Annotated in this window: 20 protein-coding genes; 8 read left to right on the top strand and 12 right to left on the bottom strand. The window is 60.6% G+C overall.

The genetic code is table 11. The features are described 5' to 3' along the window. The first annotated feature begins 94 nt into the window (after positions 1-94). The gene (locus AACW30_RS04185) at positions 95-676 is read left to right on the top strand and encodes a GspH/FimT family pseudopilin (protein ID WP_179678213.1); all 582 of its coding nucleotides are present in this window, start codon (positions 95-97) and stop codon (positions 674-676) included. Here AACW30_RS04185 and ispH read toward each other — a convergent pair. The 6 genes from ispH to murJ all read right to left on the bottom strand — a co-directional run bounded on the left by ispH (position 630) and on the right by murJ (position 8,150). Continuing rightward, positions 630-1,577, bottom strand: a complete 948-nt coding sequence (ispH, locus tag AACW30_RS04180; protein WP_106578589.1) for a 4-hydroxy-3-methylbut-2-enyl diphosphate reductase — start codon at positions 1,575-1,577, stop codon at positions 630-632. The two genes, AACW30_RS04185 and ispH, sit on opposite strands and share 47 nt — an antisense overlap. A gap of 183 nt (positions 1,578-1,760) precedes the next feature. Continuing rightward, positions 1,761-2,198: an FKBP-type peptidyl-prolyl cis-trans isomerase gene (gene fkpB, locus AACW30_RS04175; protein WP_010213263.1), complete on the bottom strand. Its 438-nt coding sequence runs from the start codon at positions 2,196-2,198 to the stop codon at positions 1,761-1,763. Positions 2,199-2,205: 7 nt separating this feature from the next. Then, complete coding sequence (gene lspA, locus AACW30_RS04170) at positions 2,206-2,715, bottom strand: signal peptidase II (protein ID WP_106578588.1); 510 nt, start codon at positions 2,713-2,715, stop codon at positions 2,206-2,208. Continuing rightward, positions 2,708-5,539, bottom strand: a complete 2,832-nt coding sequence (gene ileS, locus AACW30_RS04165) for an isoleucine--tRNA ligase (RefSeq protein WP_200624343.1) — start codon at positions 5,537-5,539, stop codon at positions 2,708-2,710. Before ileS ends, lspA begins: the two co-directional genes overlap by 8 nt. 14 nt (positions 5,540-5,553) lie before the next feature. Further along, positions 5,554-6,492, bottom strand: a complete 939-nt coding sequence (gene ribF / locus AACW30_RS04160; RefSeq protein ID WP_064450635.1) for a bifunctional riboflavin kinase/FAD synthetase — start codon at positions 6,490-6,492, stop codon at positions 5,554-5,556. Positions 6,493-6,611: 119 nt separating this feature from the next. Next, a complete protein-coding gene (murJ, locus tag AACW30_RS04155; RefSeq protein WP_200624342.1) occupies positions 6,612-8,150 on the bottom strand; it encodes a murein biosynthesis integral membrane protein MurJ in 1,539 nt (512 codons plus the stop codon). A 253-nt stretch (positions 8,151-8,403) separates the two neighbouring features. Here murJ and rpsT point away from each other — a divergent pair, with 253 nt between their 5' ends. Next, complete coding sequence (gene rpsT / locus AACW30_RS04150; RefSeq protein WP_003171647.1) at positions 8,404-8,682, top strand: 30S ribosomal protein S20; 279 nt, start codon at positions 8,404-8,406, stop codon at positions 8,680-8,682. A 218-nt stretch (positions 8,683-8,900) separates the two neighbouring features. Here the strand turns inward: rpsT and AACW30_RS04145 are convergent, their stop codons facing one another. Then, the gene (locus AACW30_RS04145) at positions 8,901-9,386 is read right to left on the bottom strand and encodes an FKBP-type peptidyl-prolyl cis-trans isomerase (RefSeq protein ID WP_003188398.1); all 486 of its coding nucleotides are present in this window, start codon (positions 9,384-9,386) and stop codon (positions 8,901-8,903) included. On the opposite strand from AACW30_RS04145, the gene AACW30_RS04140 reads away from it, so the two are divergent. The 3 genes from AACW30_RS04140 (at position 9,385) to AACW30_RS04130 (ending at position 12,754) form a co-directional block, all read left to right on the top strand. Beyond that, positions 9,385-9,675 carry a DUF3565 domain-containing protein gene (locus tag AACW30_RS04140; protein WP_106578584.1) on the top strand — a complete coding sequence of 97 codons (291 nt, stop codon included), beginning with the start codon at positions 9,385-9,387 and terminating at the stop codon, positions 9,673-9,675. The two genes, AACW30_RS04145 and AACW30_RS04140, sit on opposite strands and share 2 nt — an antisense overlap. A 79-nt stretch (positions 9,676-9,754) precedes the next feature. After that, entirely contained in the window at positions 9,755-11,854 is a 2,100-nt protein-coding gene (pta, locus tag AACW30_RS04135) for a phosphate acetyltransferase (protein ID WP_200624341.1), read from the top strand. Further along, positions 11,855-12,754 (top strand): acyltransferase, encoded by a 900-nt coding sequence (locus tag AACW30_RS04130; RefSeq protein ID WP_124416398.1) that lies wholly within the window; start codon positions 11,855-11,857, stop codon positions 12,752-12,754. It begins immediately after the preceding gene. A gap of 177 nt (positions 12,755-12,931) precedes the next feature. Here the strand turns inward: AACW30_RS04130 and cysN are convergent, their stop codons facing one another. The 3 genes from cysN to AACW30_RS04115 form a co-directional block, all read right to left on the bottom strand. Next, on the bottom strand, positions 12,932-14,830 hold the full coding sequence (gene cysN / locus AACW30_RS04125; protein WP_106578581.1) for a sulfate adenylyltransferase subunit CysN: 1,899 nt from the start codon (positions 14,828-14,830) through the stop codon (positions 12,932-12,934). Between the two features lie 13 nt (positions 14,831-14,843). Then, positions 14,844-15,761 carry a sulfate adenylyltransferase subunit CysD gene (gene cysD, locus AACW30_RS04120; protein WP_017137614.1) on the bottom strand — a complete coding sequence of 306 codons (918 nt, stop codon included), beginning with the start codon at positions 15,759-15,761 and terminating at the stop codon, positions 14,844-14,846. 269 nt (positions 15,762-16,030) lie between these two features. Further along, on the bottom strand, positions 16,031-16,789 hold the full coding sequence (locus AACW30_RS04115) for a Nif3-like dinuclear metal center hexameric protein (protein WP_119736499.1): 759 nt from the start codon (positions 16,787-16,789) through the stop codon (positions 16,031-16,033). 102 nt (positions 16,790-16,891) lie between these two features. Between AACW30_RS04115 and algW the strand changes: the two genes are divergently transcribed. From algW to AACW30_RS04100, 3 genes are all read left to right on the top strand, one after another. After that, positions 16,892-18,046, top strand: a complete 1,155-nt coding sequence (gene algW / locus AACW30_RS04110) for a Do family serine endopeptidase AlgW (protein WP_106578579.1) — start codon at positions 16,892-16,894, stop codon at positions 18,044-18,046. Between the two features lie 108 nt (positions 18,047-18,154). Then, a complete protein-coding gene (locus AACW30_RS04105; protein ID WP_200624340.1) occupies positions 18,155-20,266 on the top strand; it encodes a TonB-dependent siderophore receptor in 2,112 nt (703 codons plus the stop codon). Between the two features lie 12 nt (positions 20,267-20,278). Then, complete coding sequence (locus AACW30_RS04100; RefSeq protein ID WP_200624339.1) at positions 20,279-20,998, top strand: DUF4198 domain-containing protein; 720 nt, start codon at positions 20,279-20,281, stop codon at positions 20,996-20,998. A gap of 134 nt (positions 20,999-21,132) precedes the next feature. Here the strand turns inward: AACW30_RS04100 and hemH are convergent, their stop codons facing one another. After that, positions 21,133-22,158 (bottom strand): ferrochelatase, encoded by a 1,026-nt coding sequence (hemH, locus tag AACW30_RS04095; RefSeq protein WP_200624338.1) that lies wholly within the window; start codon positions 22,156-22,158, stop codon positions 21,133-21,135. Between the two features lie 14 nt (positions 22,159-22,172). Next, complete coding sequence (locus AACW30_RS04090) at positions 22,173-23,072, bottom strand: TIGR01777 family oxidoreductase (protein WP_200624337.1); 900 nt, start codon at positions 23,070-23,072, stop codon at positions 22,173-22,175. Between the last annotated feature and the right edge of the window lie 119 nt (positions 23,073-23,191).

Below are 23,191 nucleotides of genomic sequence, written 5' to 3'. Positions count from 1 at the left end.
TTGGACATAAAGGCCACCACTCCACGCCAGGAACGGGCGGCTATACCTATGCCTGTCACCTGAAACAGTGAACCCGTCCATGGAGGGACAACACATGACGCAACGCGGATTCACCCTGGTCGAGCTTCTGCTGAGCCTGTTGCTGAGCGGTATCCTGGCAAATCTCGCAGTACCCGGTTTCAAAGGCTTGCTTGAGTCGCAGCAACGACAAACAGCTGCGCAGGCCTTGGCCAGCGGCATGCGTTATGCGCGCACCGAGGCCATTACACGCAATCGTGCGGTGATCATTCACGCGCGGGATGAAAACTGGAGCCAGGGATGGCGAGTAATACTGGACGCAAGCGGACGCGGCCACCTGGACGAGAACAATCCGGTGCTGCTGGAACGACAGGACAGCGGGCACGTAGCGATTGTTGGCAATGGGCCCGTGAAAAGCGAGGTCCGCTTCAGCGGATTGGGCGAGCCGATTTTTTCAGCAGGAGGGTTCCGTGCAGGCACGGTGCACGTGTGCGACGCGGATCAGGCGCAAAGCCTGTTTCAGGTGGTCCTTGCCCCCAGCGGGCGCATCAGCCTGCGCAGTGACACCACTGAGCAGGCGTTATGCCGGAAAGACTCCGGCACCTTGGCACTCACAGCAGCGAGCGAACCCGCAGCTCCTTGGGCATGGAGAACGTGATGTTCTCTTCACGACCAGCCAATTCATCGGCACCGGTGGCACCCCATGCCTGCAATTGCTGGATCACACCGCGCACCAGTACTTCCGGAGCCGACGCGCCCGCGGTAATGCCGATACGCTCGACACCGTCGAACCAGCTGCGCTGCATGTCTTCAGCGCCGTCGATCAGGTAGGCCGGCGTGGCCATGCGCTCGGCCAGTTCGCGCAAGCGGTTGGAGTTGGAACTGTTGGGGCTGCCGACCACCAGCACGACGTCGCACTCATCGGCCAGTTGCTTGACCGCATCTTGACGGTTTTGTGTGGCATAGCAGATATCGTCTTTGCGCGGACCACCGATGGCCGGGAATCGCGTGCGCAAGGCATCGATTACACGGCTGGTATCGTCCATCGACAAGGTGGTCTGCGTGACAAAGGCCAGCCGTTCAGGGTTTTGCACCTGCAAGTTGGCAACGTCCTTTTCGTCTTCGACCAGGTAAATGGCGCCGCCATTGCTGGCGTCGTACTGGCCCATGGTGCCTTCGACTTCCGGGTGGCCGGCATGGCCGATCAGGATGCATTCACGGCCGTCACGGCTGTAGCGCGCGACTTCGATGTGCACCTTGGTCACCAGGGGGCAGGTGGCGTCGAATACCTTAAGGCCGCGGCCGGCAGCCTCAGTACGCACGGCCTGGGAAACACCGTGCGCGCTGAAGATGACGATAACGTCGTCCGGCACCTGCTCGAGCTCTTCGACAAAGATGGCACCGCGTGCGCGCAGGTCTTCAACCACAAATTTGTTGTGGACGACTTCATGACGCACGTAAATCGGCGGCCCGAAGACTTCCAGAGCGCGATTGACGATTTCGATCGCGCGGTCCACACCGGCGCAAAAGCCACGGGGGTTGGCGAGTTTGATTTGCATGCTGTGCCTCGTGTCTTGCAGGGCAAGAAATAGGATCAACTCAACTCTACGAGAGTGAGCCCCTGTGGCAGCCGGGCTTGCCCGCGATGCAGACGACCGGGTGTATCACGTACACCGAGGTGATGCTATCGCAGGCAAGCCAGCTCCCACATAAGCCAGCCCCCGAGGAGCCAGCGTCGTTGATCAGAGCGCTTTAACGTCGATGATTTCAACGTCAAACGTCAAGGTTTTACCGGCCAACGGGTGGTTAAAGTCGATGGTCACTTGCGCGTCATCGAAGGTTTTCACCACTCCAGGCAGCTCGGTATTGGCCGCATCATTGAAGATCACCAACAGGCCTTCCGACAGGTCCATGTCCTGGAACTGCGAACGCGGGATGATCTGCACGTTTTGCGGGTTGGGCTGGCCAAAGGCGTTTTCCGGCAGGATCTGCAGGGTACGCTTGTCGCCGGCCTTGAAACCGAACAGCGCCGCTTCAAAGCCCGGCAGCAGGTTGCCGTCGCCGACCTTGAAGGTCGCCGGGGCTTTGTCGAACGTGCTGTCGACCGTGTCGCCATTCTCCAGGCGCAGTGCAAAGTGCAAAGTGACTTCCGTGTTCTGGCCGATGCGTTGCTCAGCCAATACCTGATCAGTCATTGACGGTCTCTCCGGTTTTCTTGCTTTTGAACATGTCCAACGCCAGCATGATCGCACCGACGGTGATGGCGCTGTCGGCAAAGTTGAACGCCGGGAAATACCAGCGGTTCTGCCAATGCACCAGGATAAAGTCGATCACATGGCCCAGGGCAATGCGGTCGTACAGGTTGCCCAGCGCGCCGCCCAGCACCAGGGCCAGGGCGATGGCGAGCCAGGTGTCATCGCGACCCAGGCGCTTAAGCCAGACCACCAAGACTGCACTGACCACTACTGCGATCAACGCGAACAGCCAGCGCTGCCAGCCGGAGCTGTCAGCGAGGAAGCTGAAGGCAGCGCCGGTGTTGTAGGCCAGGGTCCAGCTGAAGTAGTCAGGGATGACCACGATTTGCTGGTACATCTGCAAGGCGCCTTCGAAGTGAGCCTTGCTGAGCTGGTCAATGACCAGCACCAGCACGCTCAGTACGAGCCAGCCCAGACGTCCGAAACGGCTGGTGTTAGGCATAGTGGCGAACCTCGCCAGCACCGCTGATGTTGTCGACGCAACGACCGCAGATTTCCGGATGCTCAGGGTTCACGCCAACGTCTTCACGGCAGTGCCAGCAACGGGCGCACTTAGGGAAGGCCGACTTGACCACTTTGAGCTTGAGGCCCGGTACTTCGGTGGCCACAGCGTCTGCAGGTGCCTGAGCAAACGGTGCCAGGCTGGCAGTCGAGGTGATCAGCACAAAGCGCAGTTCGTTGCTCAGCTTGGCCAGGTCGGCGCTCAGGCCTTCCTCGGCAAACAGGGTGACTTCGGCTTGCAGGTTGCCACCGACGGCCTTGGCCGCACGCTGAACTTCCAGCTCCTTGTTCACTGCCACTTTGACGGCCATCACGCCTTCCCAGTACTCGCGGCCGAGTTCGAAGTCGGCCGGCAGTTCGGTCAAGCCTTCGTACCAGGTGTTGAGCATTACCGATTCGTTACGCTCACCCGGCAGGTATTCCCACAGCTCGTCGGCGGTGAAGGCCAGGATCGGCGCGATCCAGCGCACCAGCGCTTCAGAGATGTGGTACAGCGCGGTCTGCGCCGAACGGCGTGCCTTGCTGTTGGCGCCGGTGGTGTACTGGCGGTCCTTGATGATGTCGAGGTAGAAACCACCCAGCTCCTGCACGCAGAAGTTGTGGATCTTGGAGTACACGTTCCAGAAGCGGTATTCGCCGTAGTTTTCCTGCAGCTCACGCTGCAGCAACAGGGTACGGTCCACGGCCCAACGGTCCAGGGCGAGCATGTCCTCGGCCGGCAGGATGTCGGTAGCCGGGTTGAAACCGGTCAGGTTCGACAGCAGGAAGCGTGCGGTATTACGGATACGGCGGTAGGCATCGGCGCTACGGGCCAGGATCTGATCCGACACGGCGATTTCGCCCGAATAATCGGTCGACGCTACCCACAGACGCATGATGTCGGCGCCCAAGGTTTCATTGATCTTTTTCGGCTCGATCACGTTTTTCAGCGACTTGGACATCTTGCGGCCCGTCTCGTCGACGGTGAAGCCGTGGGTCAACAGTTCGCGGTATGGCGCGTGGTTGTCGATGGCGCAGCCGGTCAACAAGGAGGAGTGAAACCAGCCGCGGTGTTGGTCCGAACCTTCCAGGTACAGGTCGGCACGCGGGCCGGTCTCGTGGCCCATCGGGTGCGAGCCGCGCAGTACGTGCCAGTGGGTGGTGCCGGAGTCAAACCACACGTCGAGGGTGTCGCTGATCTTGTCGTACTGTGGCGCTTCATCGCCCAGCAGCTCGGCGGCGTCCAGCTTGAACCAGGCCTCGATGCCTTCCTGCTCAACACGCAGGGCGACTTCTTCCATCAGTTCGACGGTACGTGGGTGCAGCTCGCCGCTTTCCTTGTTGAGGAAGAACGGAATCGGCACGCCCCAGTTACGCTGGCGGGAGATGCACCAGTCCGGGCGGTTGGCGATCATCGAGTGCAGGCGCGCCTGGCCCCAGGCCGGGACGAACTTGGTGTCTTCGATGGCTTTGAGCGAGCGCACACGCAGGGTGTCGCCGCTGACCGGCTCTTTGTCCATGCCGATGAACCACTGCGCGGTGGCGCGGTAGATCAGCGGGCTCTTGTGACGCCAGCAATGCATGTAGCTGTGCTTGATGGTCTCGGTTTGCATCAGCGCACCGACTTCACGCAGCTTGTCGATGATCGGCTGGTCGGCCTTGAAGATGAACTGGCCGCCGAAGAACTCCAGCGACGACGCGTACACGCCATTGCTCTGCACCGGGTTGATGATGTCATCGTTGACCATGCCGTACTTCTTGCAGATAACGAAGTCGTCCACGCCATAAGCGGGCGAGCAGTGAACCACGCCCGTACCCGAACCCAGCTCAACGTAGTCAGCCAGGTACACCGGCGACAGGCGGTCGTAGAACGGGTGACGGAAGTTGATCAATTCCAGCGATGTGCCAGTGGTGGTGGCGATCACCGCACCTTGCAGCTCGTAACGCGCCAGGCAGGCTTCGACCATTTCTTCAGCGAGCACCAGCAGGCGATCACCGACGTCCACCAGGGCGTAGGTGAATTCCGGGTGCACGTTGAGCGCCTGGTTGGCCGGGATGGTCCACGGGGTGGTGGTCCAGATTACGATGGCAGCCGGCTTGCTCAGACTCGCCAGGCCAAAGGCCTCGGCCAGCTTGGCGTCGTCGGCAATCGGGAAGGCCACGTCGATGGTCGACGACTTCTTCTCTTCGTACTCGACTTCCGCTTCGGCCAGGGCCGAACCGCAGTCGAAGCACCAGTTCACGGGCTTAAGGCCCTTGAACACGAAACCGCCCTTGACGATTTCGGCCAAGGCGCGGATTTCCCCGGCCTCGTTCTTGAAGTTCATGGTTTTGTAGGGGTTGTCCCACTCGCCCAATACGCCCAGGCGGATGAATTCGGACTTCTGCCCTTCGATCTGCTCGGTGGCGTAGGCACGGCACAGTTCGCGGGTTTTATCCGCGCCCAGGTTCTTGCCGTAGGTCACTTCGACTTTGTGCTCGATCGGCAGGCCGTGGCAGTCCCAGCCCGGAACATAAGGTGCGTCGAAACCCGACAGGGTTTTGGAGCGCAGGATCATGTCCTTGAGAATTTTGTTCAGCGCATGACCGATATGAATCGTGCCGTTGGCATAAGGAGGGCCGTCGTGCAGGACGAATTTCGGACGATCCTTGCCAATTTCGCGCAACTTTCCGTACAGGCCAATACTGTCCCAGCGCTGCAGGATCTGCGGTTCGCGCTGTGGCAGGCCGGCCTTCATTGGGAAGGCGGTGTCCGGAAGGTTTAGCGTGGCTTTATAGTCGGTCATTTAAGGCTCTTCGGTTAGCGATGGGCGCTAGGTGCGGCTAGTGCACGGGCGGCGGCGACATCCGCATTGATCGCCGTTTTCAACGCCTCAAGCGAGGCGAAACGCTGCTCTTCACGCAGCTTCTGGTGGAAAACCACCGTCAAACGCCGGTCATACAAATCACCGGCAAAATCCAAAAGGTGAACTTCCAGGTGGGCCTTGCCATCACCTGCAACCGTGGGCCTGACGCCTATGTTGGCGACTCCCGGCCACGATTGGCCGTCGATGTCGACGCTCACCAGGTAAACCCCGGTCAGTGGCACACGACGGCGCTTGAGTTGCACGTTGGCGGTTGGCGTACCGAGTTGGCGCGCCAGCTTCTGACCGTGCAATACCCGCCCGGCAATGCGGAACGGGCGGCCGAGCAAACGCTCGGCCAAGGCGAAGTCGGCAGCGGCCAGCGCATTACGCACCTGGGTACTGCTCACGCGCAGGCCGTCCAGTTCGACGGTTTGCGCGGCTTCGACGGTAAAACCTTGATTCACACCGGCGTGCTGCAGGAAGTCGAAATCCCCGACGCGGTCGCAACCGAAACGGAAGTCATCGCCGACCTCCAGATGCTGTACGCCCAGGCCATCCACCAGGATACGGTCGACGAACTCGGCGGCGCTGAGGCTTTGCAGACGCTGGTTGAAGGCCAGACAAAGGACGCGGTCCACGCCCTCTTCGGCCAGCAGCTGCAGCTTGTCGCGCAAACGCGCCAGGCGTGCCGGTGCCGTTTCCGGGGTAAAGAATTCCCGTGGCTGCGGCTCAAAAATCACCACGCAGCTGGGCACGCCCAACTCGACAGCGCGTTCACGCAGCCGGCCCAGGATAGCCTGGTGGCCACGGTGAACACCGTCAAAGTTGCCAATAGTGGCGACGCAGCCCCGATGCTCGGGGCGCAGGTTGTGGAGACCTCGAACCAGCTGCATAACGCGCTTCTTGCTCATAAAGTGGTCGATTATAACCACACCCGGCCCCGGACGACAGGCAACAGCGCAGGCCAAATGGATCGAATCGATAAAACAATCGTTTTATCGCGGCAAAGTCTCTATCCCAGGGACTTGCGATTGAAATCACGCAGACGAAAGCCTTGCAGCAGCAACATCCCGAAGTACACCACCACGCCGGCAACCACCAAAATGCCCAGGCGCATGAAGCGCTCCAGCATATGGCCTTGGTCCCAGGCGGGCATAAAGTGCATCAGGCCCAGCAACACGGCCGACATGGTCGCCACCGCCACGAGCAGCTTGAGGGCGAACATCCCCCAGCCTGGTTGAGGCTGATACATCTGTTGTTTGCGCAGTTGGTAAAACAACAGGCCGGCATTGATGCAAGCACCAGCGCTGATGGCCAGGGCCAGGCCGGCGTGAGCCAGCGGGCCGATGAATACCAGGTTAAGCAGTTGAGTGACGATCAGGGTGAAGATTGCGATCTTGACCGGTGTGCGGATGTTTTGCTGGGCGTAGAACCCCGGCGCCAGCACCTTGATCACAATAATGCCGAGCAACCCAACGGAGTAGGCGACCAGCGCACGCTGGGTCATCGAGGCATCAAACGCGCTGAATTGGCCGTATTGAAACAGCGACACGGTCAGCGGTTCGGCCAGGATGCCCAAGGCCAGAGAGCACGGCAGTACCAGCATAAAACACAGGCGCAGGCCCCAATCGAGGATCCGCGAATACTCCTGGCGGTCCTTGCTCGCATAGGTGCGCGACAAGGTTGGCAGCAAAATGGTGCCCAGGGCCACGCCGAGCACGCCGGACGGCAGCTCCATCAGACGGTCGGCGTAGTACATCCAGGACACTGAGCCTGAAACCAGCAGCGAGGCAAACGCGGTATTGATGATCAGCGAAATCTGGCTGACAGAGACCCCGAGGATCGCCGGCAACATATTGCGCATCACGCGCCAGACGCCAGTGTCCTTGAGGTTCAGGCGCGGCAGCACGAGCATGCCGATCTTTTTCAGGTGCGGCAGCTGGTACAGCAATTGCGCCAGGCCACCCGCCAGCACGGCCCAGCCCAGGGCCATCACCGGCGGGTCGAAGTACGGCGTCAGGAACAGCGCGAAAATAATCATGCTGACGTTCAGCAGCGTTGGCACGAAGGCTGGCACCGAGAAACGGTTCCAAGTGTTGAGGATCGCCCCGGCCAGGGACGACAGGGAAATCAGCAATATATAAGGAAAGGTCACTCGCAGCAGATCAGTGGTCAGCGCGAATTTTTCCGGGGTATTGGCAAAACCCGGCGCCGTGGCCCAGATCACCCAGGGCGCGGCAAGCATGCCGGCGATGGTGACCAGCATCAGCACCAGGGTCAGCAGGCCCGAAACGTACGCGATAAAGGTGCGGGTGGCTTCTCCGCCCTGCTGGGTTTTGTACTCGGCCAGGATTGGCACGAACGCCTGGGAAAATGCTCCCTCGGCGAAGATCCGTCGCAGCAGGTTGGGCAATTTAAAGGCAATAAAGAACGCATCCGTGGCCATGCTGGCGCCAAAAATGCGCGCCAGCAGGGTGTCACGCACGAACCCCAAAACCCGGGAGATCATCGTGATAGAGCTGACGGCAGCCAACGATTTGAGCAGATTCATTGAAAGAGTTTGCGCCTATAGATAAAGAGCAGGCGAACAAAGCGCCCACTTATGCGATACTGCGCGCCTGCAACAGCACAGAGCCAAAGCTCGCGAGTTTACAGGTCAAGCGCCGGAAATAAATCACCCGCCTCTTCAGATCGACCACTCAGCAGTTCGCATCAGCCGCCCTTGACAACCCATCAAGTCATCGGCATGATTCGCGGCCTATTTTGTTTGCTATTTCCTAAAAAGTCTTTCGAGGAGCTCGACGGTGGCCAACACACCTTCCGCCAAAAAACGTGCAAAACAGGCTGAGAAGCGTCGCAGCCACAACGCCAGCCTGCGTTCCATGGTTCGTACCTACATCAAGAATGTAGTTAAAGCCATCGACACCAAAGACGCTGAAAAAGCCCAAGCTGCTTACGTTCTGGCCGTGCCAGTTATCGACCGTATGGCCGATAAAGGCATCATCCACAAGAACAAGGCCGCTCGTCATAAGAGCCGCCTGAATGGCCACATCAAGGCTCTGAACGTCGCTGCAGCAGCCTAAGTGGTAAAAACTGCCACGTAGCCCAGGTTGCGTAACAGTTAAGAAATGCCCCGTACCGAAAGGTGCGGGGCATTTTTGTTTGCTTGCAGAATCACCACAGTTCTCCTTGTGGGAGCGGGCAAGCCCGCTCCCACATTTGGACTGGGGTACATTTTCAAGGCAAAAAAAACGCCCCGAACCAGTCGGGGCGTTTTTGCTACCTATTGATCAAACCGCAATCAATGGTGATGACCGCCTTCACCGTGAACGTGGCCGTGGGCCACTTCTTCTTGGGAAGCGTCGCGGATGGCAACGATCTTCACTTGGAAGTTCAGGCGCTGGCCAGCCAGAGGGTGGTTACCGTCAACAGTCACGTCATCGCCGTCCAGATCGCGGATGGTGACGATCTGCATTTGGCCGTCCGGTGCGGAAGCGTGGAACTGCATGCCCACTTCCAGCTCGTCAACGCCTTCGAACATGCTGCGGCTCAAAGTGCTGACCAGTTCGGCGGAGTATTCGCCGTAGGCATCTTCAGGTTCTACGGCGACGGTCAGTTCGTCACCGACGTTCTTGCCTTCCAGAGCCTTTTCCAGGCCCGGGATGATGTTACCTGCGCCTTGCAGGTAGACCAGCGGCGCGCCGCCGGCGGAGCTGTCGATGACCTCACCAGCGTCGTTGGTCAGGGTATAGTCGATGGAGACAGCCTTGTTAGCGGCGATCGTCATGGGGCGAGACCTTTTGCATAAGAATGAAGAACGGACAAGTCTAAACAAGGATTTGCCCGAAAGCGAACACAACCCGGACAGACGGGGCCGATCAACGGCATCCTTCATCCTCGGATTCCACCAGGATGACGACCGGCACTGGGTCGCCGAGCTGTCCTGCGGCCACACCCAGCACCTGCGCCACCAACCGCCATGGCAGTCGCGCGCCTGGGTCCTGGATCCTGCGCAACGCCTTGAAAAAATAGGCCAACCCTTTGCGTGTGGCTGGTGTGCGCAAGCGCTCGAATAACGATAACCTTGGCGTCTGATTCCCGGTAGGTGCTCAACCATAGAGCGCCACCGAAGCCATGCACCTCCAGAGAATTCGCATGCAGACTTTTTTTATCGCGCCCACCGATTTTGGTGTGGGTCTGACCTCCATCAGCCTTGGGCTGGTGCGTACCCTTGAACGGGCCGGGCTGAAAGTCGGCTTCTTCAAACCCATTGCCCAACCTCACCCGGGCGACACCGGCCCCGAGCGCTCCACCGAGCTGGTGGCCCGCACCCACGGCCTGAAACCGCCACAACCGCTGGGCCTGGCCCACGTAGAACGGATGCTCGGCGACGGCCAGCTGGACGAGCTGCTGGAAGAAATCATCACCCTTTACCAGCAAGCCGCCGTGGGCAAGGACGTGTTGATCGTCGAAGGCATGGTGCCAACCCGCAGCGCCAGCTATGCGGCGCGGGTCAATCTGCACCTGGCCAAGAGCCTGGATGCGGAAGTAATCCTGGTCTCGGCGCCGGAAAACGAAGTACTCACCGAACTCTCTGGCCGGGTGGAGCTGCAGGCGCAACTGTTCGGCGGCCCAAAAGACCCGAAAGTGCTGGGCGTGATTCTCAACAAAGTACGCACCGACGAAAGCATGGAAGCGTTCTCGGCGCGCCTCAAAGAGCATTCGCCACTGTTGCGCAGCGGCGATTTCCGCCTGCTCGGCTGCATCCCGTACCAGCCCGAACTCAACGCGCCGCGCACCCGCGACGTGGCCGACCTGATGGGCGCCCAAATCCTCAACGCCGGCGACTACGAAACCCGGCGCATGACCAAAATCATCATCTGCGCGCGCACCATGCGTAACACCGTGGAGCTGCTCAAGCCCGGCGTGCTGGTGGTGACCCCAGGCGACCGCGACGACATCATCCTCGCCGTCAGCCTGGCCGCGATCAACGGCGTGCCGCTGGCCGGCCTGCTGCTGACCAGCGACACCCTGCCCGACCCTCGCATCATGGACCTGTGCCGGGGCGCGTTCCAGGCCGGGCTGCCGGTGTTGTCGGTGAGCACCGGTTCCTATGACACCGCCAACCAACTCAACAGCCTCAACAAAGAAATCCCGATTGATGACCGCGAGCGCGCAGAAATCATCACCGATTTCGTCGCCAGCCACCTCGATGCACGCTGGCTGCACCAGCGTTGCGGCACGCCACGGGAGATGCGCCTGTCGCCGGCCGTGTTCCGCTATCAGCTGATCCAGCGCGCCCAGGCCGCTAACAAACGCATCGTGTTGCCCGAAGGCAGCGAGCCGTTGACCGTGCAAGCTGCCGCCATCTGCCAGGCCCGCGGCATTGCCCGTTGCGTGCTGCTGGCCAAACCGGCGGATGTGGAAGCGGTGGCCCGCGCCCACGGCATCGAGCTGCCCGAAGGCCTGGAGATTCTCGACCCGGACCTGATTCGCCAGCGTTATGTCGAACCGATGGTCGCGCTGCGCAAGAGCAAGAGCCTCAACGCGCCGATGGCCGAGCAGCAACTGGAAGACACAGTGGTGATTGCCACCATGATGCTCGCGCTGGACGAAGTGGATGGCCTGGTCTCCGGCGTCATCCACTCCACCGCCAACACCATCCGCCCTGCCCTGCAGCTGATTAAAACGGCGCCTGGCTGCACCCTGGTGTCGTCGGTGTTCTTCATGCTGTTCCCCGAGCAGGTGCTGGTCTACGGCGACTGTGTGATGAACCCACACCCGAGCGCGGAGGAATTGGCGGAAATCGCCTTGCAAAGCGCCGACTCGGCCGCCGCGTTCGGCATTACGCCGCGCGTGGCGATGATCAGCTATTCCAGCGGCGATTCGGCCAGTGGCGAAGAAGTGGAGAAAGTCCGCGAAGCCACCCTGCTCGCCCACGAACAACAAAGCTCGCTGCTGATCGACGGGCCGTTGCAGTACGACGCCGCCGCCAACGAAACTGTGGCCCGGCAGTTGGCGCCCAACAGCCTGGTCGCTGGCAAGGCCACGGTGTTTGTGTTCCCGGACCTGAACACCGGCAACACCACGCACAAGGCCGTGCAACGCAGCGCCGATTGCGTAAGCCTGGGGCCGATGCTGCAAGGCCTGCGCAAACCGGTGAACGACCTGCCGCGCGGCGCTCAGGTCGACGACATCGTGTACACCATCGCCCTGACTGCGATTCAAGCCGCCAACCGACCTATGGATATTTAAATGCTGGATTTTCTACCTGCCGCCGTGCGCGGGGTGATCGCGTCCTTGTTGTTGGCGCTGAACACGATCTTGCTGTGCTCGTTTCTGTTTATCGTCGCGCTGTTCAAGGCGCTGCCATTTGCCAAGCGCTTCAGCGAATGGCTGATGAACCACACCCACGAAGCCTGGGTCACCAATAACAAAGGCTGGATGAACCTGGTACGGCGCACGCGCTGGCACCTGACCGGCCTTGAGGGGCTGGACTACGAGCACTCGTACCTGGTGACCAGTAACCACCAGAGCTGGGTGGACATCATGGTGTTGCAGTACGTGCTCAATCGGCGGATTCGCCCGCTGAAGTTCTTCCTCAAGCAGGAACTGATCTGGGTGCCGGTGATAGGCCTGGCGTGGTGGGCGCTGGGCTTTCCGTTCATGAAGCGCTACACCAAGGCTTACCTCGAGAAACACCCGGAAAAGAAAGGCAAAGACCTGGAAACCACGCGCAAAACCTGTGCGAAATTTCGCGACAACCCGGTGGGCATTTTCAACTTTGCCGAAGGCACACGTTTTACGCCGGGCAAGCATGCCCAGCAGAAATCTCCATTTCGCTACCTGCTCAAGCCTAAAGCCGGCGGGATTGCGTTTGTGCTGGACGCCATGGGCGAGCAATTGAAGTCACTGGTGAACGTGACTATTCACTACCCTGCCGGGCGCCCAGGCTATTGGGATTTGCTCTGCGGGAATGTGAAGGACGTGGTGGTGCACTTTGAAGAAGTGCAGATTCCGGCCGGGTTTATCGGCAAGAATTATGAGCAGGATGGGGAGTACCGGTTGGCATTTCAGGGCTGGATCAACCAGCTGTGGGAAGACAAGGATGCGCTGCTGGACAAACTGCACACAGACTTCCCAGAGCGCCACTGATCAAAATGAGGGAGCGGGCTTGCTCGCGAATACGGTGGGTCAGCCCCACATGTATTGACTGACACTGCGCGTTCGCGAGCAAGCCCGCTCCCACAGTTGACCGAGTTGTTTTCAAGACTCCATGAAAAAGCCCGCCACCGAGTCATCGGTGGCGGGCTTTTTTGTGGCGGCGAGGGTTTAGATCGCGCCGCGTTGACGCAACAGTTCCAGCACTTGCTTGACGCTGTCTTCCAACGACAAAGCCTGAGTGTCGATGACCAGGTCGGCATTCAATGGCACATCGTACGGGAAGGACTCGCCAGGGATGTTATCCCCACCCGCTGCGTACAGGCCTTGTGGATCACGCTCGGCGCACACCAGCGGCGACGCTTGCACGTACACGGTGAGCAGGCGGTCGGCACCGATCAGCGCCTTGGCCTGTTCGCGGCCCTCGGCATCCGGGGCAACGAACGCGGCCAGGGTCAGCAGACCGGCTTCGTTGAACTGGCGCGCCACGTGAGCGGCGCGACGCCAGTTTTCAGTACGGCCGATTCGATCCTGCGGCAACCCTTTGTTCAGGTCGTGACGCAGGTTCTGGCCATCCAGTACAAACACCGCACGGCCCATGTCGAACAGCTTGCGCTCAACCGCGTAGGCCAAGGTGCTCTTGCCCGCGCCCGACAGGCCGCTGAACAACACGGTGGCCGGCTGCTGGCCGAAACGCAGAGCGCGCTCTTCAGTGGCGACATGAGCAAGGCTGCCGTGTTGCGCCGAACCGCCATGGTTGACCGGCGGCGCGATAATCATGCCTGCGGCCACAGTGCCGTTGGTCAAACGGTCAATGACGATAAACGCACCCGTGGTGCGGTTGCTGTCGTAACCGTCCAGCGCAATGGCGGCGTCGAGGCTGACCTTGACCCGGCCAATTTCGTTCAGTTGCAGCGAACTCGCCGGGCCTTCGGCCAGGGTGTTCACGTCCACACGGTGCACAATGCTGGTGATGGAACCCGGCACGTAGCTGGTCGCGCGTTTGATGTCGTATTTCTTACCCGGCAGCATTGGCTCTTCGGCCATCCACACCAGCATGGCGTCGAAGGCGTCGGTCACTTGCGGCACGTTGTCGGCATGCACCAGCAGGTCGCCACGGGAGATGTCGATCTCGTCTTCCATGGTCAGGGTCACGGCCTGGCCCGGGCCTGCGTGCTCCAGCTCACCCTCGAAGGTGACGATGGATTTGACGCGGCTGCTCTTGCCCGACGGCAGCACCACGACTTCGTCGCCCTTGTGCACAATGCCGCTGGCCAGGGTGCCGGCGAAACCACGGAAGTTCAGGTTCGGACGGTTGACGTACTGCACCGGGAAACGCAGGTCGGTGTAGTTGCGGTCGTTGGCGATCTCGACGGTTTCGAGAATCTCCATCAGCGACTGGCCGGTGTACCAGGGCGAACGCTCGCTCTTGTTCACCACGTTGTCGCCCTTGAGCGCCGACATCGGCACGAAGGCCAGGGTGCTTGGCTTGAACGCGATACCGTCGGCAAACTTCAGGTAATCGGCCTTGATCTGCTCGAAGATGCTCTGGTCAAAGCCGTTGATGTCCATCTTGTTGATGGCCACTACGATATGTTTGATGCCCAGCAACGAGGCGATGAAGCTGTGGCGACGGGTCTGAGTCTGCACGCCATAACGCGCGTCGATCAGAATGATCGCCAGGTCACAGGTGGAGGCGCCGGTGGCCATGTTGCGGGTGTACTGCTCATGGCCGGGAGTGTCGGCGATGATGAATTTGCGCTTGGCGGTAGAAAAATAGCGGTAGGCCACGTCGATGGTGATGCCCTGCTCGCGCTCGGCCTGCAGGCCGTCGACCAGTAAGGCCAGGTCGATGTCATCGCCGGTGGTACCGGATTTCTTCGAATCGCGGGTGATGGCTTCCAGGTGATCTTCGTAGATCATCTTGGAGTCGTGCAGCAGGCGCCCGATCAGGGTGCTCTTGCCGTCGTCGACGTTGCCACAGGTCAGGAAGCGCAACATTTCCTTGCGCTCGTGCTGGCCCAGGTAGGCGAGGATGTCCTCGCTGATCAAATCAGATTGATGCGACATTGGTGACAGCCCCTTAGAAATAACCCTGACGTTTTTTATCTTCCATCGAGCCTGCGCCATCGTGGTCGATGACACGGCCCTGGCGCTCGGAAGTTCGCGTCAGGAGCATTTCCTGAATGATGTCCGTCAGCGTCTCGGCTTCGGACTCCACCGCGCCCGTCAACGGGTAGCAGCCAAGGGTACGGAAACGTACTTTCTTTTTGACGATTCGGGCTTTGTCTTCGTCGGACAGGTGCTCGAGGATGCGGTCGTCGTCGATCATGATCAACGTGCCGTTCTTTTCGATCACGTCGCGCTCGGCGGCGAAGTACAGCGGCACAATCGGAATGCCTTCCAGGTAGATGTACTGCCAGATGTCCAGCTCGGTCCAGTTGGACAGCGGGAACACACGGATCGACTCCCCCTTGTTGACGTTGCCGTTGTAGACGTTCCACAGCTCCGGGCGCTGGTTTTTCGGGTCCCAGCGGTGCTTGCTGTCGCGGAACGAGTACACGCGCTCTTTGGCGCGGGATTTCTCTTCATCGCGACGGGCACCGCCGAAGGCTGCGTCGAAACCATGCTTGTCCAGGGCCTGCTTGAGGCCTTCGGTTTTCATGATGTCGGTGTGCTTGGCGCTGCCGTGGGTGAACGGGTTGATGCCCTGCGCCACGCCGTCCGGGTTGACGTGGGTGATCAGGTCCAGGCCAAGCTCTTCGACCATTTTGTCGCGAAACTTGTACATCTCCTGGAATTTCCAGCGGGTGTCGACGTGCATCACCGGGAACGGCAGCTTGCCCGGAAAGAAGGCCTTGCGCGCCAGGTGCAGCATCACGGCGGAGTCTTTACCGATCGAGTAGAGCATCACCGGGTTGTCGAACTCGGCGGCGACCTCGCGGATGATGTGGATGCTTTCCGCCTCCAGCTGTTTCAGATGCGTCAGTTTGTCGACCATGGCTACTCACGGAAAAACGATCTTATGGACGGCCAGCGGGCCGTGTTCGAGCGGGGCATGCTAGCACAGCACCTTCTTCTATTCAGGGAGCCGGCTAGATCGAAACGGTATATGAATATGCCGCTGGGTTTGGCCCAACTCGGTCGAATGTGGGAGCGGACTTTTTGTGGGAGCTGGCTTGCCTGCGATACAGGCACCTCGGTCAGTCAGGCAAATGGCGGTGATGCTATCGCAGGCAAGCCAGCTCCCACAGGGGCCTGCTGTGAGGCTCAGATCGGGTTGGGGCAATCGATGAACAGATGCTCCAAGGCAAAACGCCGCGCCAGGTAATCGCCCAACGCCTGCACGCCATAACGCTCAGTGGCGTGGTGGCCGGCAGCGATAAAGCTGATGTCGTTTTCCCGCGCGCTGTGAAAGGTTTGCTCGGACGCCTCGCCGCTCAGGTACAAGTCGACGCCAGCGGCAATCGCGTCGTCGATGTAACCCTGACCGCCGCCCGTGCACCAACCGACGCGGCGGATCATTTCGCTGCCTTCGATCAGCAGCGGCTCACGGCCCATCACATCCTGCACACGGCGAGCAAAGTCGCGAGGCGACAGGGGCTCGGCGAGGGAACCGACCAAGCCGACGATTTTGGGGTTGCTCGGGTCCAGCGGGCCTTCGACGGTAATGTCCAGCTGGCGGGCGAGTTGCACGTTATTGCCCACGTCCGCGTGCAGGTCCAACGGCAGGTGGTAGGCGAGCAGGCTGATGTCGTGCTTGAGCAGGGTTTTCAGGCGGCGCTGTTTCATGCCGGTGATGCACGGGTTTTCGCCCTTCCAGAAATAACCGTGGTGCACCAGCACCAGGTCGGCCTGGGCTTCGACCGCGGCATCCAGCAGCGCCTGGCTTGCGGTCACGCCGCTGACGATGCGCATCACCTGCGGACGGCCCTCGACCTGCAGGCCATTGGGGCAATAATCGGCAATTTTTGCGCTGCCAAGGTAGCGGTCCGCTTCCTCGACGAGGGTGGTAAGGGGGACGGCCATAAAAGACTCCTAAATATCCCGTTCCGAGGCGCTCGCAGCCTCGTATAATGCGCGACATTATGGGCGCTCTCCCGCCCCCTGCAACCTGTCAGGACTTACTTGATGCTCAAGGCACTGCGTTTTTTTGGATGGCCATTGTTGGCTGGCGTGCTGATCGCGATGCTGATTATTCAGCGTTATCCCCAGTGGGTGGGCCTACCCAGCCTTGATGTGAACCTGCAACAGGCTCCGCAAACCAGTTCGGTGGTGCAAGGTCCGGTGACTTATGCGGACGCTGTGGTCATCGCCGCGCCCGCCGTGGTCAACCTGTACACCACCAAGGTCATCAACAAACCGGCACATCCGCTGTTTGAAGACCCGCAATTTCGCCGCTATTTCGGCGACAACGGCCCCAAGCAGCGCCGCATGGAATCCAGCCTGGGTTCCGGGGTGATCATGAGCCCCGAAGGCTACATCCTCACCAACAACCACGTGACCACGGGTGCCGACCAGATCGTCGTGGCCCTGCGCGACGGGCGCGAAACCCTGGCCCGTGTGGTTGGCAGCGACCCGGAAACCGACCTCGCGGTGCTGAAGATCGATTTGAAAAGCCTGCCCTCGATCACCATCGGCCGCTCTGAAGGGCTGCGCGTCGGTGACGTGGCACTGGCGATCGGCAACCCGTTTGGCGTCGGCCAGACGGTGACCATGGGCATCATCAGCGCCACCGGGCGTAATCAGTTGGGGCTCAACAGCTACGAAGACTTTATCCAGACCGACGCGGCGATCAACCCGGGCAACTCCGGCGGCGCCTTGGTGGATGCCAATGGCAACCTGACCGGCATCAATACGGCGATTTTCTCCAAATCCGGCGGCTCCCAGGGCATCGGTTTTGCGATCCCGGTGAAGCTGGCCATGGAAGTGATGAAGTCGATCATCGAGCACGGCCAGGTGATTCGTGGCTGGCTGGGCATCGAAGTACAGCCGCTGACCAAGGAATTGGCTGAGTCGTTCGGTTTGACCGGACGCCCTGGCATCGTGGTCGCCGGGATCTTCCGCGACGGCCCGGCCCAGAAAGCCGGCCTGCAACTGGGCGATGTGATCCTCAGCATCGATGGCGAACCGGCCGGTGATGGCCGCAAGTCGATGAACCAGGTCGCGCGGATCAAGCCGACCGACAAGGTGGCAATCCAGGTAATGCGCAACGGCAAAGAGATCAAACTGCTTGCAGAAATCGGCCTGCGTCCACCGCCGGCGCCGGTGAAAGAAGAGGAATAACGGGATTGGGAGCCCGTTCGCGGGCTCCTGTAACCTAATATTTCAAAAGAAATCCATTCTCATTAGGCATGTTATATTGTTTCAATATAGACATTGGAACGCTCTATCATGCCGCCTCGTAGATTTACCCCACTGGCTGGTCTGGCCTTGGGATTGCTGCTCGACCCCGCCTACGCCGAAGACAACTACATCCAAGACAACACCGTCGAACTGGACACCATCAGCGTCACCGGCGACGCCTATGAATCTGCCACGGGCCCCGTCAAAGGCTATCGCGCCACCCGCTCTGCCAGCGCGACCAAAACTGACACGGCCCTGCGTGACATCCCACAATCGATCAGCGTGATTCCCGCCACGGTGCTCAACGACTTGGGCAGCACCAGCGTGGAACGCGCCCTGGAATTTGCCGGCGGCGTGTCCAAGCAAAACAACTTCGGCGGCCTGACGCTTTACGAGTACAGCGTGCGCGGCTTCACTACTTCGCAGTTCTACCAGGATGGTTTCAGCGCCAACCGTGGCTACCCGAGCACGCCAGACGCGGCCAATATCGAGCGCATTGAAGTGCTCAAAGGCCCTGCCGCCAGCCTCTACGGGCGTGGCGATCCCGGCGGCACCGTCAACATCGTCAGCAAAAAACCCCAACCGCAAGCCTTCACCACCGTGCAAACCAGTGCCGGCAGCTGGGACCGCTACCGCACAGCCCTTGATGTGAACACGCCACTGGACAGCGACGGCCGCATGCTGTCGCGCGTGAACCTGGCGGTGGAAGACAATCACAGCTTTCGCGATCACGTTGACGCCAAGCGCGTATTCGTCGCGCCATCTTTCAGCTGGCAATTGGACCCGGACACCCGCCTGCTTGTGGAAAGCGAGCTCGTGCGCCACAGCTCAACCTTCGACCGTGGCATCGTTGCGCCCCATGGCATGTCCCGCTCGACCTTCCTCGGCGAGCCCAACGACGGCAACATCCGCAACCACAACAACCGCCTCCAGGCCGCCGTGGAACACCACCTCAACGACGCCTGGCAAATGCGCCTCGCCAGCCACTATAAACAGGGCAGCCTGTGGGGCGACGCCTCGGAAAGCCGCGCGCTGAATGCCGACGGCCACACCGTCAACCGCCGCTATCGCGAACGCTCCACCGGTTGGCATGACAGCATTACCCAGCTCGAACTGCGCGGCCTGTTCGACATCGGCAGTTGGCAGCATGAACTGCTGATCGGCAGCGAATACGAGGATTACCGCAAAAAAGAACGCGTGACGGCGATTGCCGGCAGCCTCTACCCCATCGACATCTATAAACCGATCTATGGCCAGGCCAAACCCAACGGCGCGCGCTCCGGCACCGACGTCTTCGAACAGGTGAAGAGCCAGGCACTGAACCTGCAGGACCAGATCGTCTTCACCGACCGCCTGCGCGGCATGCTCGGTGCACGCTTCGAACACGTCGAACAAAGCACCGATGACTTCACCCGCCACCACGCCAAGAGCCGGCAAACCCATGATGCCCTGACCCAGCGCGCCGGCTTGCTCTACCAGCTCACGCCGCAAGTCGGCGTGTTCGCCAACGCGTCAACATCGTTCAAACCGAACAACGGCCTGGATGCCGGTGGTAAATCCTTCGAGCCAGAAGAAGGCGTCGGTTATGAAATAGGGCTCAAGAGCGAGCTGTTCGACGATCGCCTGAGCACCACCCTCGCCGCCTTCCACATCGAAAAGAAAAATGTCCTCGCCCTCGACCCCGCCACCGATACCCAGCGCGCCATGGGCAAGGCGCGCAGCCAGGGTGTTGAGCTGCAACTGAGTGGGCAAGTGACCGACGCCGTACGCGTCATCGGCGCCTTCGCCTACATCGACGCCGAAGTGACCAAGGGTGACAAAGCCATCCCTACCGGCAGCCGAATTCTCGGCGTGGCCAAGCGCAGCGCCAGCCTGCTGGGCGTGTATGAATTCCAGAATGGCGTGTTGCGCGGCTCGGACCTGGGCGCAGCGTTCACCTACGTCGGTGACCGCTCCGGCGAGGCTGGCAGCCGTTTCGAACTGCCTGCTTACCACACCGTCGACCTGCTGGCGCATTACAAAGCCAGCGACAGCGTCACCGTGGGCCTGAACCTCAACAACCTATTCGACGAAAAGTACTACGAGCGCTCCTACAGCAATTACTGGGTCACGCCCGGTGAGCCGCGCAACGTCACCGTCAGCCTGACCCTCAACCTGTAAAAGGACGCTCCCATGCAAGCCTTAAAATCCCTGGCCGTGCTCGGCCTGCTGTGTGCCAGCCAAGTTTCTGCCCACGGCCTGTGGACCGAACAGCGGCGCGGCAATATCGAAGTGATCTACGGCCACGGCGCCGAGGACAACGCCTTCAAGGCCGAGAAAATCAGCGGCGCCTGGGCGTATGACGCCAGCGCCAAGATGATTCCGGTCACCGTAGAACGCCTTGCCGACCACGCGCGCCTCAAGCCGCTCAAATCGCCCGCCGTTTTAGCCGTGGCGTTGGATAACGGCATGTGGTCGCAGACGCCGGACAAGAAGTGGATCAACCAGGGCCGCAGCCATGTGCCGGGAGCGATTGCATCGACCCAGACCTTCAAATACAGCCTGGCGATTTATCAGCCGGGGGCAAAGTTGCCGAAGCTGGATCAGATCAAGCTGCTGATCCTGCCTGAAGTGGACCCGCTGACTGTAGGACCTGGCCGGTCACTGCCGGTACGGGTGCTATTGGATGGCAAACCTGCGGCGGGGATCAAGCTGGTGGGCGACTATCGCAATGCGCCGAACACCTTGAGCACCGAGACCGACAAAGACGGTCGCGCCCAGGTGCTGGTGCGTAACGAAGGGTTGAATGTGATCGCGGCGCAGGTGGAGATCCCGCTCAAGGACAATGCCGATGTGGCGACGCGCGGGCTGTTCAGTTCGCTGACGTTCCTGGGTGAGCCGCATCACGAATAAGCCCTACAAAAAAGACTGTGGGAGCGGGCTCGCTCGCGAAGGCGCCGCATCAGTCAATACAGTCGTTGACTGACAATGCGCATTCGCGGGCAAGCCCGCTCCCACAGTTGATCTCCATCGTTTCGACAAACGGGTTAGAGTGCCAGCGGCGCTCTTTCACACAACGTGTTCAGCGCCGCAGCCCACTGCGGGTCATCATTGAGGCACGGCACCAACACCAACTCCTCGCCGCCTGCTTCGCGGAACTGCTCCAACCCACGATCCCCAATCTCTTCCAGCGTCTCAATGCAATCGGCAACAAACGCCGGGCACATCACCAGCAGCTTTTTCACGCCTTGCTGGGCCAGGGCTTCCAGGCGGGCTTCGGTGTAGGGTTCGATCCATTTGGCCCGGCCCAGGCGCGACTGGAATGCCACCGACCACTTGCCATCCGGCAGGCCCATGCGCGCGGCAAATTCCCGTGCAACGCTGAAGCATTGCGCGCGATAGCAGGTGGCAAGCACCTCGGGCGACGCGTTCTGGCAGCAGTTTGCATCCTTGAAACAATGCTCGCCGGTGGGGTCGAGCTTCTTGAGATGACGCTCGGGCAGGCCGTGAAAACTCAGGAGCAAATGATCGTAATCCTGCTCGACGTACGGCCGGGCGCTCGCAACCAGTGCCTCGAGGTATTCCGGCTGATCGTAAAAGGGCTGCAGGATCGAAAACTGCACGTTGAGCTTTTTGTCGCGCACCACACGCTTGGCTTCTTCAATCACGGTGGTCACGGTGCTGTCGGCAAACTGCGGGTACAACGGCGCCAGGGTGACTTTCTTGATCCCCTGGGCGGCCAGGCGCGTCAGCGTCGTTTCAAGCGACGGTTCGCCATAACGCATCGCCAGCTCCACCGGGCCCTGCGTCCACTGCGCGGTCATTTGCTGCTGCAAACGCCGACTCAGGACTACCAGCGGTGAACCCTCGTCCCACCAGATCGACGCGTAGGCATGCGCCGACTGCTCGGGGCGCTTGATCAGGATCAGCGACACCAGCAACCGCCGCACCGGCCACGGCAGGTCGATCACGTAAGGGTCCATCAGGAACTGATTGAGGTAGCTGCGCACATCGGCCACCGAAGTGGAGGCCGGTGAACCCAGGTTGACCAGTAACAACGCGTGATCCGTCATGCAACATCCTATCTCTAGAGGCGGCTGGACAAGTCTTCCAGGGCCGCGTGCAACTCAGTGAACTGAAAAGTGAAACCGGCCGCCAACAGCCGTTCGGGCACAGCTTTTTGCCCGCCGAGCAACAACCCGGACAACTCACCCAGCCCGACCTTCAATGCAAACGCCGGCATCGGCATGAACGCGGGACGGTGCAGCACCTGGCCCAGGGTCTTGGCGAATTCGCGGTTGCGCACCGGGTGTGGCGCGCAGGCATTATAAGGACCGCTGGCGTCCGCCTTGTGCAGAAGAAAATCAATCAGGGCGATTTGATCTTTGATATGAACCCACGGCATCCACTGCCGACCATCGCCGATCGGCCCGCCCAGCGCCAGCTTGAACGGCAACAACAGCCGCGACAAAAAGCCGCCCTTCGCCGCCAGCACAAGGCCGGTGCGCACCAGCACCACGCGGATGCCCATGGCTTCGGCGCGCAGGGCCGTTTCTTCCCAGGCGATACACAGCTGGCTCGGGAAGTCGTCCTGCACCGGGCCGCTGGCCTCGGTCAATTCGCGCTCGCCGCCGTCGCCGTACCAACCGACCGCCGAACCGGAAATCAGCACCTGCGGTTTTTGCGCCTGGCCTTCCATCCACGCCAACAGCGTTTCGGTGAGACCGATGCGGCTGCTCCACAACAAGGCCTTGCGCTTTTTGGTCCAGGGCCGATCAGCAATGGGCGCGCCGGCCAGATTGACCACCGCATCCACGCTGCCGATCACGTCTTGCAAGCGGCCAACGCCCAACACTTGCGCACCGCACCACTTGGCAACGGTGTCCGGTTCACGGCTCCAAACGGTCAAGCGATGCCCTTGGGCAAGCCAGCGTTGGCACAGCTGGCGACCGATCAAGCCGGTACCGCCGGTCAGCAAAATATGCATGGGACACTCCTCATGTAACGTTCGCCGCCGATCACTGGTCTATTTTATAAGCAGGGATCAATTGCAATCGGGCGTGGCTCTTGGTTGAGCCTTAGCTTTAACCATAGGCCACGCCGTAA

The sequence above is a fragment of the Pseudomonas sp. MF6747 genome, assembly GCF_963890955.1.
Taxonomy (GTDB): Bacteria; Pseudomonadota; Gammaproteobacteria; order Pseudomonadales; family Pseudomonadaceae; genus Aquipseudomonas.
Note: the sequence above shows the minus strand (reverse complement) of the source record. Positions and strands in the feature narration are given on the sequence as shown.

Coding starts and splice junctions, on each gene's coding strand:
- AACW30_RS04185 (WP_179678213.1), top strand. CDS start 95: ATGACGCAACGCGGATTCACCCTGGTCGAGCTTCTGCTGAGCCTGTTG.
- ispH (WP_106578589.1), bottom strand. CDS start 1,577: ATGCAAATCAAACTCGCCAACCCCCGTGGCTTTTGCGCCGGTGTGGAC.
- lspA (WP_106578588.1), bottom strand. CDS start 2,715: ATGCCTAACACCAGCCGTTTCGGACGTCTGGGCTGGCTCGTACTGAGC.
- ileS (WP_200624343.1), bottom strand. CDS start 5,539: ATGACCGACTATAAAGCCACGCTAAACCTTCCGGACACCGCCTTCCCA.
- ribF (WP_064450635.1), bottom strand. CDS start 6,492: ATGCAGCTGGTTCGAGGTCTCCACAACCTGCGCCCCGAGCATCGGGGC.
- murJ (WP_200624342.1), bottom strand. CDS start 8,150: ATGAATCTGCTCAAATCGTTGGCTGCCGTCAGCTCTATCACGATGATC.
- AACW30_RS04140 (WP_106578584.1), top strand. CDS start 9,385: ATGGGGCGAGACCTTTTGCATAAGAATGAAGAACGGACAAGTCTAAAC.
- AACW30_RS04145 (WP_003188398.1), bottom strand. CDS start 9,386: ATGACGATCGCCGCTAACAAGGCTGTCTCCATCGACTATACCCTGACC.
- pta (WP_200624341.1), top strand. CDS start 9,755: ATGCAGACTTTTTTTATCGCGCCCACCGATTTTGGTGTGGGTCTGACC.
- AACW30_RS04130 (WP_124416398.1), top strand. CDS start 11,855: ATGCTGGATTTTCTACCTGCCGCCGTGCGCGGGGTGATCGCGTCCTTG.
- cysN (WP_106578581.1), bottom strand. CDS start 14,830: ATGTCGCATCAATCTGATTTGATCAGCGAGGACATCCTCGCCTACCTG.
- cysD (WP_017137614.1), bottom strand. CDS start 15,761: ATGGTCGACAAACTGACGCATCTGAAACAGCTGGAGGCGGAAAGCATC.
- AACW30_RS04115 (WP_119736499.1), bottom strand. CDS start 16,789: ATGGCCGTCCCCCTTACCACCCTCGTCGAGGAAGCGGACCGCTACCTT.
- algW (WP_106578579.1), top strand. CDS start 16,892: ATGCTCAAGGCACTGCGTTTTTTTGGATGGCCATTGTTGGCTGGCGTG.
- AACW30_RS04105 (WP_200624340.1), top strand. CDS start 18,155: ATGCCGCCTCGTAGATTTACCCCACTGGCTGGTCTGGCCTTGGGATTG.
- AACW30_RS04100 (WP_200624339.1), top strand. CDS start 20,279: ATGCAAGCCTTAAAATCCCTGGCCGTGCTCGGCCTGCTGTGTGCCAGC.
- hemH (WP_200624338.1), bottom strand. CDS start 22,158: ATGACGGATCACGCGTTGTTACTGGTCAACCTGGGTTCACCGGCCTCC.
- AACW30_RS04090 (WP_200624337.1), bottom strand. CDS start 23,072: ATGCATATTTTGCTGACCGGCGGTACCGGCTTGATCGGTCGCCAGCTG.